At 72.2% G+C, this 17,727-nt stretch carries 11 protein-coding genes; 4 read left to right on the forward strand and 7 right to left on the reverse strand.

Going from position 1 to position 17,727, the window contains the following annotated elements:
* Positions 1–32: 32 nt before the first annotated feature.
* The 3 genes from KB893_RS02415 to KB893_RS02425 are packed head-to-tail and all read right to left on the reverse strand — an operon-like array spanning position 33 to position 7,785.
* Entirely contained in the window at positions 33–3,185 is a 3,153-nt protein-coding gene (locus KB893_RS02415) for an efflux RND transporter permease subunit (RefSeq protein WP_213173388.1), read from the reverse strand.
* Entirely contained in the window at positions 3,182–6,631 is a 3,450-nt protein-coding gene (locus KB893_RS02420) for an efflux RND transporter permease subunit (RefSeq protein WP_213173389.1), read from the reverse strand. The genes KB893_RS02415 and KB893_RS02420 overlap by 4 nt, the downstream gene beginning before the upstream one ends.
* Entirely contained in the window at positions 6,628–7,785 is a 1,158-nt protein-coding gene (locus KB893_RS02425; RefSeq protein ID WP_213173390.1) for an efflux RND transporter periplasmic adaptor subunit, read from the reverse strand. The genes KB893_RS02420 and KB893_RS02425 overlap by 4 nt, the downstream gene beginning before the upstream one ends.
* A 335-nt stretch (positions 7,786–8,120) precedes the next feature.
* Between KB893_RS02425 and KB893_RS02430 the strand changes: the two genes are divergently transcribed.
* Both KB893_RS02430 and KB893_RS02435 read left to right on the forward strand, forming a co-directional pair.
* A complete protein-coding gene (locus KB893_RS02430; protein ID WP_211928030.1) occupies positions 8,121–8,516 on the forward strand; it encodes a c-type cytochrome in 396 nt (131 codons plus the stop codon).
* Positions 8,513–8,866 (forward strand): c-type cytochrome, encoded by a 354-nt coding sequence (locus KB893_RS02435; RefSeq protein WP_211928031.1) that lies wholly within the window; start codon positions 8,513–8,515, stop codon positions 8,864–8,866. Before KB893_RS02430 ends, KB893_RS02435 begins: the two co-directional genes overlap by 4 nt.
* A gap of 159 nt (positions 8,867–9,025) precedes the next feature.
* On the opposite strand, the gene KB893_RS02440 is transcribed toward KB893_RS02435, so the two are convergent.
* Positions 9,026–10,828, reverse strand: a complete 1,803-nt coding sequence (locus tag KB893_RS02440; RefSeq protein WP_213173391.1) for a hypothetical protein — start codon at positions 10,826–10,828, stop codon at positions 9,026–9,028.
* A gap of 64 nt (positions 10,829–10,892) precedes the next feature.
* Positions 10,893–11,483 carry a NifU family protein gene (locus KB893_RS02445; RefSeq protein WP_211927823.1) on the reverse strand — a complete coding sequence of 197 codons (591 nt, stop codon included), beginning with the start codon at positions 11,481–11,483 and terminating at the stop codon, positions 10,893–10,895.
* A 111-nt stretch (positions 11,484–11,594) separates the two neighbouring features.
* Between KB893_RS02445 and KB893_RS02450 the strand changes: the two genes are divergently transcribed.
* Positions 11,595–11,954 carry a 4a-hydroxytetrahydrobiopterin dehydratase gene (locus tag KB893_RS02450; RefSeq protein ID WP_211927822.1) on the forward strand — a complete coding sequence of 120 codons (360 nt, stop codon included), beginning with the start codon at positions 11,595–11,597 and terminating at the stop codon, positions 11,952–11,954.
* Between the two features lie 10 nt (positions 11,955–11,964).
* Here the strand turns inward: KB893_RS02450 and KB893_RS02455 are convergent, their stop codons facing one another.
* Positions 11,965–12,915 carry an RluA family pseudouridine synthase gene (locus tag KB893_RS02455; protein ID WP_211927821.1) on the reverse strand — a complete coding sequence of 317 codons (951 nt, stop codon included), beginning with the start codon at positions 12,913–12,915 and terminating at the stop codon, positions 11,965–11,967.
* A 396-nt stretch (positions 12,916–13,311) separates the two neighbouring features.
* Here KB893_RS02455 and KB893_RS02460 point away from each other — a divergent pair, with 396 nt between their 5' ends.
* On the forward strand, positions 13,312–16,518 hold the full coding sequence (locus KB893_RS02460; RefSeq protein WP_213173392.1) for an Rne/Rng family ribonuclease: 3,207 nt from the start codon (positions 13,312–13,314) through the stop codon (positions 16,516–16,518).
* Positions 16,519–16,569: 51 nt separating this feature from the next.
* Here KB893_RS02460 and KB893_RS02465 read toward each other — a convergent pair whose 3' ends face one another.
* Entirely contained in the window at positions 16,570–17,205 is a 636-nt protein-coding gene (locus KB893_RS02465; protein WP_211928033.1) for a response regulator, read from the reverse strand.
* Positions 17,206–17,727: the final 522 nt, after the last annotated feature.

Genomic DNA, 17,727 nt, shown 5'->3' on the forward strand with positions numbered 1-17,727 from the left:
CGGCGGGCACTCGCGCCCGCCGCCCGTCCCGTTCACTCCATCGCCGACGCTGCCCGCGGCCGCAGCGGCGCCTTCGCGCGCACGTTCTTCAGCAGGCGCGAGGTGGCCGCGCTCATGTCGTCGAGCACCGCGTAGATCGTCGGCAGGAACAGCAGGCTGACCACGGTCGAGAACGCCAGGCCGCCTGCGATCGCGCGCGCCATCGGGTAATAGGCCGGCCCGCCGCCGCCGAGCTGGGTGGTCGCCACGCACAGCGGCAGCATGCCGAGGATCGCCGTGCCCATGGTCATCATGATCGGGCGCAGGCGCTCGCGGCTGCCGGCGACGAGCGCCGCGGTCCGGTCCATCCCCGCGCGCCGCAGCGCGTTGATGTGCTCGACCATGACGATGCCGTTGTTCACCACCACGCCCATCAGCACCAGGATGCCGATGAACGACATCACCGTGAACGACGTGCCGGTCAACGCGAACAGCCAGAACACGCCGAGGATCGAGAACAGGACGCTCGACATGATCGCCGCCGGGAACAGCAGCGACTCGAACACCGCCGCCATCACCACGTAGATCATCACCACCGCCAGCAGCAGGTTGAACAGCATCTGCTTGCCGGCCTCGTCGTCCTGCTGGAACGCGCCGTCGAGGCTCCAGCGGTAGCCGTCGGGCATCTCGTAGGTGGCGAGCGCGGCCTCGATCGCCTCGCGCGCCTGCGGCACCGTCACGTCCTTGGCCAGGTTGGCCTGGATGCTCAGCGTGGTCTCACGGTTGGTGCGCGAGATCTGCGTCGCCGCGGGCCGCGTGCGGACGTCGACCAGGGACAGCAGGGGGATCCTGCGCCCGTCGGCGGAGCGCAGGTCGAGCCCGGAGAGGTCCTCGATCCGGAACTGCTGCGCACCTGCGAAGCGCACCCAGATCGGCACCTCGCTGTCGCCGCGCTGGAAATCGCGCAGCTGCGAGCCGCGCAGGGCGATGCTGACGAAGTTGGAGACCTCCTCCACGCCGAAACCGTACTGCGCGGCGCGTTCGCGGTCGACGCGGATCGCCAGCTCCGAGTTCTCGTCGCCCTCGTCCAGGCGCACGTCGCGCAGCTGCGGCCGCGCCGCCAGGACCGGGACCATCGACTGCGAGATCTCGCGCAGCATCTCCGGCGAATCGCCGATCAGCGACACCTGGATCGCGTTGCTGTCGCCCCCGCCGCCACCGCCGTCGCCGTTGCTGAAGGCGACCTTGACCCGCGCCGACTTCGGCAGCCCGGTGCGGATCTGCTCCATGATCGCCTTGGTGTCGCGGATCTCGCCGTCCTCGGTCAGCTGCAGCATGGTGCTGCCGCCCTCGCTCTCGCTGAACCAGGAATAGATCTGGGTGATCTGCAGCTCCTCGCGGTGCGCGTCGAGCCAGTTCTCGACCCGGGCGATCTCGCTCGACATCTGCGCGAGCGGGTACGAGCCGTTCCAGCTGTAGCCCAGGCGCAGCTCGCGCCCGGTCTCCTCGGCGAACATGTCGAACTTGGTGAATTTCGCCGGGACCATGCTCACCAGCACGATCGCGACGATGCCGGCGATGGACAGGCCGCGATGCGCCAGGGTGAAGCGCAGCAGCCGGGCGTAGCGCGCCTGCAGCCGGGCGATGAAGCCCGTGTCCGACACCGCGGCCGGCGGCGTCTTCATGCGCGCCGATAGCATCGGGATCAGGCTCACCGCGACCAGCCAGGACGCCAGCAGCGACACCGAGATGGTGATCGCCAGCTGCACCATGAAGATGCTGATCTGGTTGGCCGGCCCGAACAGGTTCGGTACGAACACGATGCAGTGGCAGAGCGTGCCCGCGGACAGCGCGATGGCGACGTTGCGGGTGCCGGTGAGCGAGGCCTGCATCGGGTTGCCCGGCAGCTTCTCGCGCTCCTGATAGATGCTCTCGACCACCACCACCGCGTTGTCGACCAGCATGCCGACGCCGAGCAGCAGGCCCATCATCGTCAGGATGTTGAGCGTCAGCCCGAAGAAGTACATGAAGCCGAGGGTGATGACGAAGCAGATCGGGATCGCCAGCGTCACCATCAGCGTCGACGGCCAGTGGCGCAGGAAGAAGTACAGCACCGCCACCGACAGCAGGATGCCGATGAGACCGAACTCCGCCAGCTCCTTCAGCGAACTGGTCACCGACTCGCCCTGGTCGTCGATGATGTTGAAGGCCACGCCCTCGAACGCCGATTCCGTCTTGACCTGCTCGAGCTCGGCGAGGACCGCGCGGGTGACCTCGACCAGGTTGGCGTTGCGCTCGCGGTATACGTCGATGCCCACTGCCGGGCGCCCGTCGAGGCGGCGCCCGTAGTCCACGCGTTGCGGCTTCAGCCGGACCTCGGCGACGTCGGCCAGGCGCAGGCCGCGTTCGTCGATGACCAGATCGCGCAGTTCGTCGAGGTCGCGCATCTCGCCCACCGGCTGCACGCGCACGCGACGGCCGCTGCGGTCGTCGATCTCGCCGGCGGAGACCGAGAAGTTCACTGCGCGCAGGCGCTGCGCCAGGTCGTTGAGGGCGATGCCGTGCGCGCTCAGGCGGTCCGGATCCAGAGCCACCTCGATCTCGCTCGGCGGCGCGCCCGACAGTTCCACGCGCGCCACGCCCGGCACGCGCTCGACGCGCTGCACCAGCTCGCGGTCGAGCAGGTCGTAGGCGCCGGTCAGGTCCTGCTTGCTCGCCAGGCGCACGCGCAGGGCCGCCTCGTCGCTGGTCGAGAACTTGCGGATCTGGTAGCGCTGGAAATCCTCGGGCAGCTCGTCGCGGATCGCGTCGAGCTTCTCGCGCGCCTGCGCCGCGGCGATCTCGACGTCGCGGTCCCAGTCGGCGAGTTCGATGAACACGAAGCCCTGGTCGGCGCCGGCCTGCGACTGCATGCGCTTGATGCCCGGCAGCGTCGCCAGCGCCTCCTCGACCGGGCGGATCAGGTTGGTCTCGATTTCCTGCGGGTTCGAGCCCGGATAGGGCAGGAACACCAGGACGAACGGCGCGTCCAGTTCCGGCAGCTGTTCGAGCGGCAGGCGCACCGCGGCGAGCAGGCCGATCACCAGCAGCGAGACGAAGAACATGATCGCCGTCACCGGCCGCTTGAGGCTCAGTTCGGCGACCGACCAGCCGTGGCGCTGCGGCTTCTCGCCGGCGCCCTGGGGGATGTCGTCGGGCGCGCTCATGCCTGCGCGCCCTCGCCCAGCCCGCCGTCGAGCGCGTCGTCGGCGCGCGCGACCGGCTGCGCGCGACGCACGTAGTGCGCGTCCGGGCGCCGGTCGAGCAGCCCGTACATGACCGGGATCACCAGCAGGGTCAGCAGCGTCGAGACCGCCAGGCCGCCGATGATGGTGATCGCCATCGGCGCTCGGATCTCGGCGCCCTCGCCCGTGGCCAAGGCCAGCGGCATGAAGCCGAACAGGGCGGTCAGGGTGGTCATCGCGATCGGCCGCAGGCGCGAGGTCGCGCCCTCGATGATGGCCTCGTACTTGGCCACGCCCGTCTCGCGCAGCTGGTTGACCTTGTCGATCAGGATGATCGCGTTCTTGACCACGATGCCGACCAGCAGGATCAGGCCGATGAACACCACCACCGAGAGCGTCGAGCCGGTCAGCACCAGCGCCAGCACCGCACCGACCAGCGCCAGCGGCACGGTGAACAGGATCACGAAGGGATGCAGCAGCGACTCGAACTGCGAGGCCATCACCAGGTAGACCAGGAAGATCGCCAGCGCGAAGGCGAACAGCAGCGAGTTCACCGAATCCTGCAGCTCCTCGCCCTGCCCGCCCACGTGCAGGCCGACGCCGGCCGGCAGCGGGTTCTCCGCGACCATCGCCTGCACCGCGGCCACCGCGCTGCCGAGATCGCCGTAGCGCAGGTTCGCCGAGACCACTGCCACGCGGACCTGGTCGGCGCGATGGATCTCGCTCGGGCCGGTCGTGGTCTCGACCTCGGCCACCGACTCCAGCGTCACCGGACGGCTGCTCTGCGGATTGACGATGAGGTTGCGGATGTCGGCGACCGAGGCGCGGTCGTCCTCCTGCGCACGCACCAGCACGTCGATCTTGCGGTCGCGGAAGCTGTAGCGGGTGGCCACCTCGCCGCGCACGTTGCGCACGACGATGTCGGCGATCTGGCGCGTGGTCAGGCCGAGCGCGGCGGCGCGGTCCTGGTCGAAGCGGATCTGGATCTCGGGGAACCCGTCCTGCACGCTCGACTCGACGTCGGCGAAGCGGTCGTTCTCCCCCAGCATGGCGGCGAGGCGTTGGCCGGCCACCTGCAGCGCGTCCAGGTCGCGGCCGCGCAGCTCGATCTCCAGCGGTTTGGAGAAGCTGAAGAGTTCCGGCCGCCCGAACTTGACCTCGGCCTGCGGGTAGCCGGCCATGGTCGCACGCAGGCGCTCGGTCTCGGTCTCCTCGGTGTCGCCCGGTGCGCCGCGCGCCAGCACCACGCTGAGCTTGCCGATGTTGTCGCCGGACTCGGTCGGGCTGGCGTCCAGCCGCGTGCCGCTGCCGGAGACGCCGTAGAGCGCGTGGATGCCCGGATCCTCCGCATGCCGGGCCTGCACCGCGCGCATCAGCGCGTCGGTCTCCTCCAGGCGGGTGCCGGCGGGCAGCTTGACCGTCATCTCGAAGCGGTCCTGGGCGAGCTGCGGGATCAGGTCGAGGCCGAGCAGCGGCACCAGCGCCATGGCGGCGACGAAGACCGCCGCGGCGGTGCCGAGCGTCAGGCGCGGCCGCGCCATCGCCCGCGGCAGCAGCCGCGCGTAGCCGGCGGCGGCACGGTCGTAGGGCTTCATCACCCAGGTGCCGATGAAGCGCAGGGCGCGGCCGACGACGCGGCCGGCCGCGCGGAACGCGGTGACCGCGAGCCAGCCGATCCCGAACGCGGCGCCGCGCACGCCATGACCGATGCCGCGGCGGGTGGCGGCCACCGGCTTCAGCACGCGCGAGCGCGGATGCCACGGCGCGCGCGCCGGCTCCTCCGGGAAGGCCATCGGCGCACGGCCCTTCAGCGAGCTCAGCATCGGCACCAGGGTCAGCGACACCGCCAGCGAGACCATGATCGCGATCGACACGGTCAGCGCCTGGTCCTTGAACAGCTGGCCGGCGACGCCCTCGACGAATACCAGCGGCAGAAACACCGCGACGATGGTGAGCGTAGAGGCGACCACCGCCATGCTCACCTCGCGCGCGCCCTCGATCGCCGCGGCGAGCACACCGAGGCCACGCTCGCGGGCCTTCGCGATCGACTCCAGCACCACGATGGAATCGTCGACCACCAGGCCCGTGGCGAGCGCCAGGCCGCCCAGCGACATCACGTTGAGGCTCAGCCCCAGCTGCTGCATGAAGAAGAACGTCGCGACGATCGAGACCGGCAGCGACAGCGAGATCACGAACGTGCTCCAGCTGTCGCGCAGGAAGAAGAAGATGATCAGGATCGCCAGCACGCCACCAAGCAGCGCGTCGAAGCGCACGTCGGCCAGCGCCTGGCGGATGAAGATCGACTGGTCCTCGACCACGGTCAGCTCCGCGTCCGGCGGCAGGTCGGCGCGCACCCGCTCCAGCGCCGCATGCATGGCGTCGGCGACGGTGACGGTGTTGGCGTCGCCCTCCTTGTAGACCGCGAGCTCGACCGCCTCCTCGCCGCCCAGGCGGATGATCGCCTCGCGCTCCTTGTGGCCCTGCTGGATCGTGGCGATGTCGCGCAGGCGCACGGCGAGACCGCCGCCGGGCGAGCTGGCGCCGTCGCCGGAGGCCGCCGAGCTGGCGGTCGCCGCCGCCGCCAGGGCATCGGCCGAGCCGGTCATCGCCGCCACCCGCGCCGCGGCCGCCGCGGCCTCCTGGGCGGCGCTGTTGCCGCCGCCCTGGGCGCGGGTGGTGACCATCATGTCGCCGATCTGCTCGAGCGAGGCGAACTGGTTCACCGTGCGCACCAGGAAGCGCTGGCTGCCCGATTCCAGCCGTCCGCCCGAGGCGTTGATGTTCTCCTGCCTGAGCCGCTCGATCACCGTCTCGATCGGGATGTCGAGCTGGGCCAGGCGCTGCTGGTCGATCAGCACCTGCACCTCGTCCTCGAGGCCGCCGGAGACCTTGATCGCGGCCACGCCCTCGACCGGCTCCAGGCGCTTGGTCAGCTCCTCGTCGGCGTAGCGGCGCAGGCGCGTCAGCGCGCCGTCGGCGTTCGCGCTCTCGCCCTCCTTGGCCGAGAGCACCAGGCGCGCGATCGGCTCGTTGGACGGGTTGAAGCGCAGCAGGACCGGCGCGGTGGCCTCCTGCGGGAGGTCGAGCGTCTCCAGCTTGTCGCGCACCTCGAGGCCGGCGCGGTCCATGTCGGTGCCCCAGGCGAACTCGAGCACCACGTCGCTCTGCCCGGTGCGCGAGATCGAGCGCAGCTTGCGCAGGTTCTTGACCACGCCGACCGATTCCTCGACCGGCTCGGTGATCAGCGTCTCGATCTCCGCGGGCGCGGCACCGGTGTACTCGGTGCGCACGGTCAGGGTGGGATAGCTGAGGTCCGGCAGCAGGTTGACCTTGATGTCGCGCAGCGCGATCAGGCCGAACAGGACCACGGTGAGCGTGGCCATCGCGACGGTGACGCGACGGCGGGTGGACGCCTCGATGAAGTTCATTGCCGGACCGCTCCGCCGCCGTTGCCTTCGGCAGAAGGGGTCGCGGCTGCGGTGCGGGCGCCGTCGTCCATCGGCAGCGTCTCCACCGCGGCGCCGTCGCGGATCGCCAGCTTGCCGGCGGTCACCACGCTGGCGCCGGCTTCCACGCCGGAGCGGACCTCCACGTAGTCGCTGCCCGAATGGCCGATCTCGACCGGCGTGCGCACCGCCTTGCCGTCGCGCACCACGAACACCGCCGGCTCGCCGCCCTCCTCGAGCAGCGCGCTGCGGGGAATGGTCAGCACGTCGTCGCGCCGGTCGTAGATCACCTCGACGCGCCCGAACATGCCCGGCCGCAGCGCCTGGCCGGCATCGAAGGCGCAGGTGACGCGGAAGGTACCGCTGCCGGCATCGATCACCGGGCTGATGCGGTCGACCTTGCCCTCGAATACCTCGCCCGGCAGCGCGTCGGCGCGCAGCAGCACGGTCTGCCCCGGTTCCAGGATCGCGAGCTCGCGCTCCGGCACGTTCAGGACCGCGTCCAGGCGCGAGTCGTCGACGATGCGGAACAGCGCGCTGTTGAGCTGGATGAGGTTGCCGCGCTTGACCATGCGCTGCGCGATGACGCCGTCGATCGGCGCCTCGATCTGGGTGTAGCTCAGCTCGAGCTTGGCCATCTCCCAGGCCGCGCGTGCGCTGGCCAGGTCGTAGCGCAGCTGTTCGTTGGCGTCGGCACTGACCAGGCGCTTGTCGGCCAGCTGCTGCGAACGTGCGTAGTTGGCCTCCAGCTTGCGCATCGCCGCCTCGGTCCGCGCGACCTCCAGCCGCGGGCGATCCGGATCGATCCGGGCCAGCACCTGGCCCCGCTTCACCCGGTCGCCCTCCTCCGCCATCAGCTCGAGCAGGACGCCCGAAGTCTTGGCCACCACCTGCGCCTCGCCGGGCGCCTCGAGCGCGGCGGTCGTGGTGTAGCTGGCAGCGATCTCGCGCTCGGCGGCGCGGGCGGTCTCGACCGGCACCGCCTCGGGCTGCGCGGCGGGTGCCTCGGCGCCTGCTGCGGGAGTCTCGGAAGCGGCGTCGGCAGCCTTCTCGTCGCTGCCGCCGCAGGCGGAGAGCAGGAGGACGCCGGCGAGGACCAGGGCGGCGCGGCGCAGCGGGAGGGCGTGGGCGTTCATGGCGTGGTGGAAGCCTGGTGTTATAGGTATGTATGACAGTATTGCGGGCCACCCGCGGCGGTGGATGTGCCGAAGGTCAGGCTGCGGAGTGCCGTTCGGCGGACGACCGGCCGCCGGGGCGGCCTGGCGCGGTGCCGCATGGCCGGGGAGCGCGATGGTGCGCGGCGGACGGTGACGGAATGACGGCGGCGACCTCGTCCTGCCCGGGTCGCGACGGGAAGCTTGATCCTCTCCCTGCCGGGGCCGAGTGCCGCGGCGATGAATGGCATCACGGTCGCGCACCGCTATACTGCCCGCTTTGTTCGAACCGCCACACGTCCCGGACCACACCGACGATGAAGCCAATCCGCCACCTCGCCGCCGGCATGAGCCTCGCGCTCCTCGCCGCCGGCGTCTCGCACGCGCAGGACACGCCCGCTCCCGCCGCTCCCGCCGCAACGCCCGCCCCCGCGGCACCGGAATCGCCCAGGGGCGAGGTCGAGCGCGGTGCGGACCTGGCCTACACGTGCACCGGGTGCCATGGCGTCACCGGGTACAAGAACGCCTACCCGAACTACCACGTGCCGCGGATCGGCGGGCAGAACGAGGACTACATCGTCGCCGCGCTGCACGAGTACCGCGAGGGCCGCCGCAACCATCCGACCATGCGCGCGCAGGCGGAGAGCTTCTCCGACCAGGACATCGCCGACATCGCCGCCTATCTCTCCAGCCTCGGTGGAGGTGCACGATGAACCACGTCCTCGCCCGCGGGCTCCTCGCCGCCGCCCTCGCCCTCTCCGCCTCCGCGGCGTTCGCCCAGGACGCGGCGCAACTGCCCGCCGACATCCCCGAGAAGGCCAAGGCCTGCACCCAGTGCCATGGCCCTACCGGCCTCGAGAGCCTGGCGCCGACCTATCCGAAGCTGGCCGGCCAGTATCCCGACTACCTCGCCAAGGCCCTGCACGACTACCGCTCCGGCGAGCGCCAGAACCCGCAGATGCAGCCGTTCGCGCAGAACCTCAGCGACGCCGACATCGAGGAGATCGCGGCCTACTTCTCCAGGCAGGCCACCGACCTCACCGATCTCAGCCACGTCCGCTGACGCGGGCTTCGCGATCGCGCTGGAAAGGCCCCGCACCCGCGGGGCCTTTTTCGTTTCCGTAGGGCCCCGCGCGCCGGTCCGGACGGGGCTGCGAGGCGCGGCACCGGTACCCAATGAGGTCATGGCAGATGCCGGTCGCGACACCCCACCGGAGTTGCCTCAGGAGGTGCAGCCGCGCTCGATCGCGGCGTCGCGCGCGGCCTCGAGCTCGGATGCGCTGCGGGCGGCATCCATGGCCTGGCGCAGCGCATCGCAGACGCCCGGATCGGGCGGCGGCGTCGCGGGATCCGCAGCCACGTCGGGCAGGCGGAAGGGGCTCAGCGGCACGTCCGGCGGCGGCTTCGGATCGTGCGCCTGCCCGCCGCGATCCAGGCCACAGCCGCCGCCGAACTGCAGCACCGAAATCGTGCAGACGAGCTTGTAGCGGGTGCCCGGGATCGGGATGCTCACGCTCTTGATGCCGCGCGCGACCCACTCCTCCAGCAGGTTCTGCTCGGGAACCCAGTAGTCGTCCCAGCGCGTCGGCTCGTATTCGCGCGGCAGCGGCCGCCGGAAGGTGCCGGCCTTGTCGAGGTTGGCGATCCTGAATTCGGTCGGGGCCCGCTCCAGCGCGCGCGCGTCGTCGATCCCGTCGGCGAGGCCCTCGTCGACATTCAGGCCGCCGTCGCGCTGGTACAGCCGCGGCAGGTCGGATCCCGCCAGCGCCGGATTCGGCGTGTCGCCCGGCGCGCTCCAGTCGTCCGACCAGTCGTCGGCACGCGGGGGCTCGCCGCGGTCCGCGGGCGGGCCGAAGTCGAGCGGAGGCGCTTGCGTCACCGCGTCGGCGGCGTCCGCATCGGCCGCCGTGTCCTGCGCATCCGCCGTGGCCGGCGCCTGCGCGTCCGCCGCGGGATCCGCTGCGGCATCGTCGGGATCGGGCGCAGGCTGTACGGGCTCGACCGGCGACGCCTCGGGCGCCTCCGCCTCGGCAAGCGGCGTCTCCGCCGGGCGCTCCGGTTCCGCATCCTGCTCCGTGGGCGGGACTTCCGCCGGCGGAGCCGGGTCCGGCTCGACCGCCAGTTCCGGCACGACAGCGGGACCGGGATCGGGCGTCGGCAGCGACAGCGGCTCGGCCGGCGTCGCCAGACGCGTCCGCTCGAGGGGCATGGCGGGCGCCTCGGGGACAGGCTCGGCCGCCGCCTCGGGCTGGGGCTCGCGTTCGAGCCGCAGCTCGGGCCGGACCGCGGCCGGCGCCGCGTCGGCGACCGGCGCCTCGGGCTGCGCCAGGACCCAGTCCTCGATCACGAATTCCACCGGCGCGGGTGCTTCCGGCTGCGGCGCGGCCTGCGCCTGCGGCTGGTCCTGCGGTTCCGGCTGGAGCTCGGGCTCGGCCTGCAGGTCCGGCTCGACCTGCACGAGCGGATCGGGCTGCGGCCGCGCGAGGTCCAGCGCCTCGGGCTCGATCTGCAGGCGTTCGCGCTCGATCGCCGGCGGCGCCGGCTGCGGCTCGGGCGGCGTCTCGGCAACGGGCACCGCCGCCTCGGGCGGCGGCTCGGGCGCGGTGGGCGCAATCGCCTCCGGCTCCGTCTCGGGTGGCGGCTCGGCGGCGGTCTCGGTCTCGGCCTCGGCCTCGGGTTCGGCCTCGGCAGTCGCCGGCTGCGGCGCCGGTTGCGCGGGCCGCGGCGCCGGTGGCACGGAAGAGGCCTGCACGGCGGAGGTGCGCGGCGGCGGCGGCGCGGGCGACGGCGGTGCCTCGGGAGCGATGTCGACCAGGGTGAACCCGCCCTCGCCGACTGCGCCGCCGCGGCGTATCGGTTCCGCGGACGGAGGCGGGGTCACCGGCAGGAGCATCGCCAGCATCACCGGGACGTGTACCAGGATCGCCAGCACCAGCGCGAGCAGGCTGAATCCGCGCGTGGCGGTGAAGCGCTCGGCCAGCCCGTAGCGATCGCGGCGGCGCCAGGCAGCGGGAACGGCGGTCATGCCGGGAGACGGTCGCGGCGGCGCCGATGCGCGGGTGCGCCCACGGCGGTGGCGCGTGCCGGGTTCAGACGCTGCGCTGGATGTAGGGCGCGGTACCGGTGTCGTGATCGGTCGCGTCACGCACCGCGGTGATCTCGGGGATGCGCCCGCGCAGGGTCTTCTCGATGCCCTGCTTGAGCGTCACGTCGGCCATCCCGCAGCCGTGACAGCCACCGCCGAAGCGCAGGATCACCGCGCCGTCGCCGGTCACCTCCTCCAGCGCGACGCGGCCGCCGTGCGAGGCGAGCTGCGGATTGATCTCGGTGTCGAGCAGCCAGCGCACGCGCTCGACGATGGAGGCGTCGTCGCCGGGCACGTGGCCCTTGATCCTGGGCGCGCGGATGTTGAGCTGGCCCGCGGTGCCGCTGGCGACGTAGTCGATCTCCGCGGCATCGAAGTACGGGGCGGCCTGCGCATCGACGTACAGGACGAAGCCCTCGCAGTCGATCGCCCACTCGTCGCCGTCGAGGTCCTCGCGCTCGCAGAACTCCAGCCGCGCATCGGCGCGCGGGGTGCCGGCCTCGACCGCCGACAGGCGGATGCCGACGGCGTCGCCGCCCTGGGTCTCGAGCAGCCTGCGGAAATGGCGCTGTGCGGTGTCGCTGATCTGGATCATCCGCGCATTCTAGTACAGCGCACCATGACGGCCTGCCCAACGCCCGTCCCGGTGGGGCCTTGCCGCGGGGCGCCGCTTATACTGCGCCGCCTCCCCCGCAGGACCGCCGCCATGACCGACCTGACTCCCCTGCACGTCGCACATTGCCTGCCGCGGCGGGGCGCCGATCACCGTCTGGCCGAGGCCCGCGTCCGCGAGCTGTTGCCGCAGGTCCCGGGCTGGGAGATCGCCGAGGCCGGCAAGGCGCTGGTGCGGACGTTCCGCTTCCCCGACTACTACCGGACGATGGCCTTCGTGAACGCGCTCGCCTTCATCGCGCACCGCGAGGACCACCACCCCGACCTGGGCGTGCACTACGACCGCGTCGTGGTGCGCTACTCCACCCACGACGTCGGCGGGCTCTCCGAGAACGACTTCATCTGTGCGGCCAAGGCCGACATGCTCGCCGACGACGCCAGCGCCTCCGCCTGAGCGTCCCGCCTCAACCGAGCCTGTCCAGCGCCTCGGCCAGTTCCGGCGCCAGCGGCGCGTTCAGGACGTAGGGCCGGCGACCCTCGTCGAGCGCGAATTCCAGCGAGGCGGCGTGCAGGAACAGGCGCCGCAGCCCGCAGCGTTCGCGCAGGCGCCGGTTGAGCTCGGCGTCGCCGTACTTGCCGTCGCCGGCCACCGGGTGCCCCAGGTGCGCGGCGTGCACGCGGATCTGGTGGGTGCGCCCGGTCTCGATCCGGACCTCGCAGTAGCTCTGCCCGCCGCGCCGCTCCAGCACGCGGAAGTGACTGCGGCTGGGTTTGCCGACCGCATCCACGCGCACGTGGCGCTCGCCACCCTGGCGCGCGGCGACGTGCAGCGGCGCGTCGACGTCGAGCACGCCGTCCGGAAGCCGGCCGCCGAGCAGCGCCAGGTAGCGCTTGCCGATGCCGCCCTCCTCGCGCAGCAGGGCCTGCAGCTGCAGCAGGGCCGAGCGCTTCTTCGCGATCACCATCAGCCCGGAGGTGTCGCGGTCGAGCCGGTGCACGAGTTCGAGCGAGGCCTGCGGCCGCAGCGCGCGCAGCGTCTCGATCACCCCGAAGCTGACCCCGCTGCCGCCGTGGGCCGCCACGCCCGAAGGCTTGGAGATCGCGATCAGCGCGCCGTCCTCGAACACGATGGCGCGCTCGATCAGGTCGAGCAGCGTCCGCGACGGAGTTCCGCCTCCCGCCGCCGGCTCGGTCCGCACCGGCGGCACGCGGACGGCATCGCCTGCCGCCAGTCGCTGTTCCGCCTTCGCGCGCTTGCCGTTGACCCGCACCTGGCCGCTGCGCACGAGCTTGTAGACCAGCCCGCGCGGCGCGCCCTTGAGCTGCCCGAGAAGGAAGTTGTCCAGCCGTTGTCCGTCGCGGTCGTCCGCCACCTGCACGTGGCGGACGCCGGCGACGCCTGTGTCGTCCGCCATGCCAATCGACTCTGCTACACTAAGGGCGCGAGATAACGTCCTGATTTCGTTGCAAACCGGCCGAAAGCCGCTTGTTTCGAATCCTGCAAAGACGCTGCCGCCGCTCCGAGGGGGCGGTCATGTTAGCGGCCGGCGCGGGCGGACGGATAGATCGTCCCGGTGCGGCGGATGCCGTCGCCCAGGCCATTCCGGAGCGCGCGCGAGCGCGATCCGGACGTATTTCAACGAGCGCTCCCGCGGGCTTCGCCCGGCGGTTCGGTTGTAGCGCTGGAGGTTTCGGCAGGCCCCGTCCCCGGGACGGAGCCGTCGCGGTGCCGCCCGTCCCCTGGGGACGCGGGGTGCGACAGCCAAGGCAGCCGGCGTTCTCGCGGTCGAGCGCGTGAGGACACCACAACAATGAAGCGGATGCTCATCAATGCGACCCAGGCCGAGGAGCTGCGGGTCGCGATCGTGGACGGCCAGACCCTCTACGACATCGACATCGAACAACCCGCGCGCGAGCAGCGCAAATCCAACATCTACAAGGGGCGCATCACCCGCCTGGAGCCTTCGCTGGAGGCCGCGTTCGTCGAGTACGGCGCGGAGCGCCACGGCTTCCTGCCGCTCAAGGAGATCTCGCGCGACTACTTCCGCGACGGGGTCGACCCGAACAAGGCGGGCCTGAAGGAGATCCTCCGCGAGGGCCAGGAGGTCGTGGTCCAGGTCGACAAGGAGGAGCGCGGCAACAAGGGCGCGGCGCTGACCACCTTCATCTCGCTGGCCGGCCGCTACATGGTGCTGATGCCGAACTCCCCCACCGCCGGCGGCGTCTCGCGCCGGATCGAGGGCGAGGACCGGCAGGCGCTCAAGGAGGCGATGGACCAGCTGCAGATCCCCGACGACATGGGGGTCATCATCCGCACCGCCGGCGTCGGCCGCGACGCCGACGAGCTGCAGTGGGACCTGGACTACCTGCTCCAGGTCTGGCGCGCGATCACCGACGCCGCGCTCTCCAGGCCCGCGCCGTTCCTGATCTACCAGGAGTCGCGCCTGATCATCCGCGCCCTGCGCGACTACCTGCGCGCCGACATCGGCGAGATCCTGGTCGACACCGACGAGCTCTACGCCGAGGCGCGGGAGTTCATGCAGCAGGTGATGCCGCAGCAGCTGCGCAAGCTCAAGCTGTACGCGGACAACGTCCCGCTGTTCAACCGCTACCAGATCGAGTCGCAGATCGAGGCCGCCTACGAGCGCCAGGTGCGGCTGCCGTCGGGCGGATCGATCGTGGTCGACCAGACCGAGGCACTGACCGCGGTCGACGTCAACTCGGCGCGCGCCACCAAGGGCGGCGACATCGAGGAGACCGCGTTCCACACCAACCTCGAGGCGGCCGAGGAAGTCGCCCGCCAGCTGCGCCTGCGCGACCTGGGCGGCCTGGTGGTCATCGACTTCATCGACATGTCGTCGAACAAGCACCAGCGCGAGGTCGAGAACCGCCTGCAGAACGCGCTGAAGAACGACCGCGCGCGCGTGCAGATCGGGCGCATCTCGCGCTTCGGCCTGCTGGAGATGTCGCGCCAGCGCCTGCGCCCCTCGCTCGGCGAGTCGAGCCAGATCGTGTGCCCGCGCTGCGACGGCCACGGCCGCATGCGCTCGGTGGAGTCGCTGTCGCTGTCGATCCTGCGCGTCGCCGAGGAGCACGCGATGAAGGACAACACCGGCCAGGTGCTGGTGCAGGCGCCGCCGGAGATCGCCAACTACCTGCTCAACGAGAAGCGCCGCGCGCTCACCGAGATCGAGGAGCGCCACAAGGCGCCGCTGGTGATCGTCGCCGACCAGCAGATCGAGACCCCGCACTTCAACGTGGTGCGGATCCGCGAGAACGAACTGGGCGAGGAGACGAGCAAGCCCAGCTACCACCGCGTCAGCCCCAGGAAGCTGGAGACGCACTCGCTGACCAAGGCCAACCTCAACATCCCGCCGCCGGCGGTCACCCGCGTGCAGCACAGCTCGCCCGCGCCGGTGCGCGAGCCGGAGCCCGAGCCCGCGGCGCCGGCGGTGCAGCCGGCACCGACCCATTCGGCCTCGCTGATCGAGCGCGTGGTGCGCTGGTTCCGCGGCCAGCCCGGCACCGCGGCGCCCGCCGCGCCCGCCGAGGGCGATGGACGCCGTTCCGGCGGCGAGCGTGACCGGCGCAACGGCGAGGGCCGGCGCGGCGGACGCCGCGACGAGCAGTCGCGGCGCGGCCGCGGCCAGTCGGCCGGCACCCCGAACACCCCGCGCGGCGGTGGCCAGCAGGGCCAGGGCCGCAAGCCCCGCGGCGGCGACGCCGCACGCGAGGAGCAGGCGCCGCAGGCGGCCAGGTCCGGCCGCGCCGAGAACCCGCGCGCCGAGGGCCAGCCGGCCGCACGCCCGCAGGAGACGGCGAAGCCCGAACGTGCGCCGTCGCGCAAGGCCGAGGCCAGGCAGGACGCCCAGGCCAAGCCGGCGCGCGCGCCGCGCCAGGGCCAGGTGACCGACGAGGCGGCCGATCCGATCACCGCGGCGGCCATGGCACCCGCCGCGGCAGCCGTCGACGACGCCGTCAGCGGCAACGAGGTGCGCCGCGAGGAGACGCCCCCGGCGCCCCGCCCCGCCGAGACCAGCGGCAACGAGGCCGCACCGGCCGGTGACGATGCCAACGGCGACGGCAGCGGACGCCGCCGCCGCGGACGTCGCGGAGGACGCCGTCGTCGTCGTGGCGAGAACCCCGCCGCGGACGAGGTCGCGCAGAACACGCCGACCGAGCAGTCCGAGATCGCGCTCGACGACGGCGAGGCGGATGCGACGGGCTCCGGCGAGCGCGGCGATGCGCGTCTCGGCCTGCCGGCGGAAGCCATGGCCTTCCTCGACGAGGACGAGCCGCGGGCGACCGCGCAGGACAAGGACGCCGCCGCGTCGACGCCCGCGCCGGACAAACGCCCGCGTGCACCCGTGACCGAAGAAGCACCGGCTGCCGCCGCCGAGCCGCTGACTCCGCCGCAGGCGACGCCGGAGGCGGCGTCTCCGGCACCCGCGAGGGACGAGGCCGCAGCACGCGTCGATGCGCCGGCGACACCGGCCACGGCGGCACCCGAGCAGCCTGCGCGGCCCGACGCAGCCGTGACCGCCGCGGCACCCGAAGCCGCTCCGGAGACGGCCCCGGCCCCGCAGGCCGAGGTGACGCGCACGGAGCTCGAGGCCGAGCCCGAACCGGAGGCCACTCCGCCCGCGGCCGACGCGCTGGCACCGGAGTCGCCGCGCGACGCGGTCGCGCCGCGCCCCCTGGCCAGCAGCGGCACCGCGGCGCCCGGCGCGCGCACGGTGGAAGCGCCGACGGCCGACAGCCCCGCGTTCACGCTGACGCCGCCGCCGGCGGCCGCCAGCCAGGGCGAGGACGCCGCGTCGGCGACCGTCGACACGCCGAAGCCTCCGCGGCGTCCCCGTTCGTCCGCCAAGAACCGCACCCCGGCGCAGGAACCGGCGGCGGAAGGCCAGCCGGGCGCCGAGCGGGCGCCCGCTGCCGAACCGGCACCGGGCGCGGCAGCGGACGACGCGGCTCCGCCCGAGGAGCAGCCGCGTCGCGAGGACGGTAGGCAGGACTGAAGGCGTACGCGAACGGCGACCATCCAGGTCGCCGTTCGCGCCTTCCCCGCATCAGGGGGAGATCAGGCCGTACTGCCCGGCCAGCCGCGCCAGCGAGATCATGTCGCGGATGTCGAGCTTCTCCATCATCCGGTACTTGTGCGTGGCGACGGTCTTCGGGCTCAGGCAGAGCCGCTCGGCGATGTCGTCCATGCGCCGGCCCTGCGACAGCATGAGGGCCACCTCCAGCTCGCGCCTGGTGAGCTGGTCGAAGGGCGAGCCGCCGCCGTCCAGCGCGCCCAGCGCCAGGCGCTGGGCCACGCCGCCGGCGAGATAGCGACGCCCGACGGCGACCTCGCGCACCGCACGCAGCAGCTCGGATGCGTCGCAGCCCTTGCCGACGTAGCCGCTCGCGCCCGCTTCCAGCAGCCTGCGCGGCAGCGGCCCGTCCTCCTGCACCGAGACGATCAGCACGCGCGGCCCGTCCTGGCCGCGGACCAGGCGCTCGGTGATCTGCAGCCCGCTGACGCCGGGAAGGTGCAGGTCGCACAGCACGAGGTCCGGCCTGAGCGAGCGGATCAGCGGCAGGCCCTCCTCGCCGCTCGACGCCTCGCCCACCACCTCGAGATCGGGCTCGGCGCCCAGGATCATCCTGAAACCGGTGCGCACCAGCGCATGGTCGTCCAGCAGAAAAATGCGGATCGTCATTGATCCATCCCCTCGTCCGTGTCCCCGGGCGCAACTAAGCACGAGCCCGGGGAAAAGACAATTCGCGCGTCCCGCATGCGTGCCCGAAACGGCGACGGGCGGATGGGCGGGGCGCACGATGTGCAGCATGAGGCGCGTCGACGCCGACGTCCTGCCGCTGGGTCGGTCCCGCCGGGCCTCGAGGATCTGGGCGCGCTCGGCGCCGCCCGCGTCGCCAGGGCGGCGTCGAAGTCCATAGGAAGGGCTTGCGTCCGCCCGGTGGCTGGCGGCAGATGGCGGTTGTCCGTCTGACGCGGGACAGGTCAGCCGCCTTCAGCCTGCGCCTGGTGAGCGTTCGGCACGGCACCGCGACGCCACGAGCAGCGGTCAGAGGAACCGGACGACTTGGCTCTAGGTGAAGCGTCCTCGTTGATTCGAGCCAGTCGGAAGTAGAGTTCCCCCAGAAGGAGCTCACATGAAGAAGTCGCGGTTCACCGAGGAACAGGTCGTGCGGATCCTCAAGGAGGTCGAGGCCGGCGCGAA

Source organism: Coralloluteibacterium stylophorae (genome assembly GCF_018122625.2).
GTDB classification, from domain to species: domain Bacteria; phylum Pseudomonadota; class Gammaproteobacteria; order Xanthomonadales; family Xanthomonadaceae; genus Coralloluteibacterium; species Coralloluteibacterium stylophorae.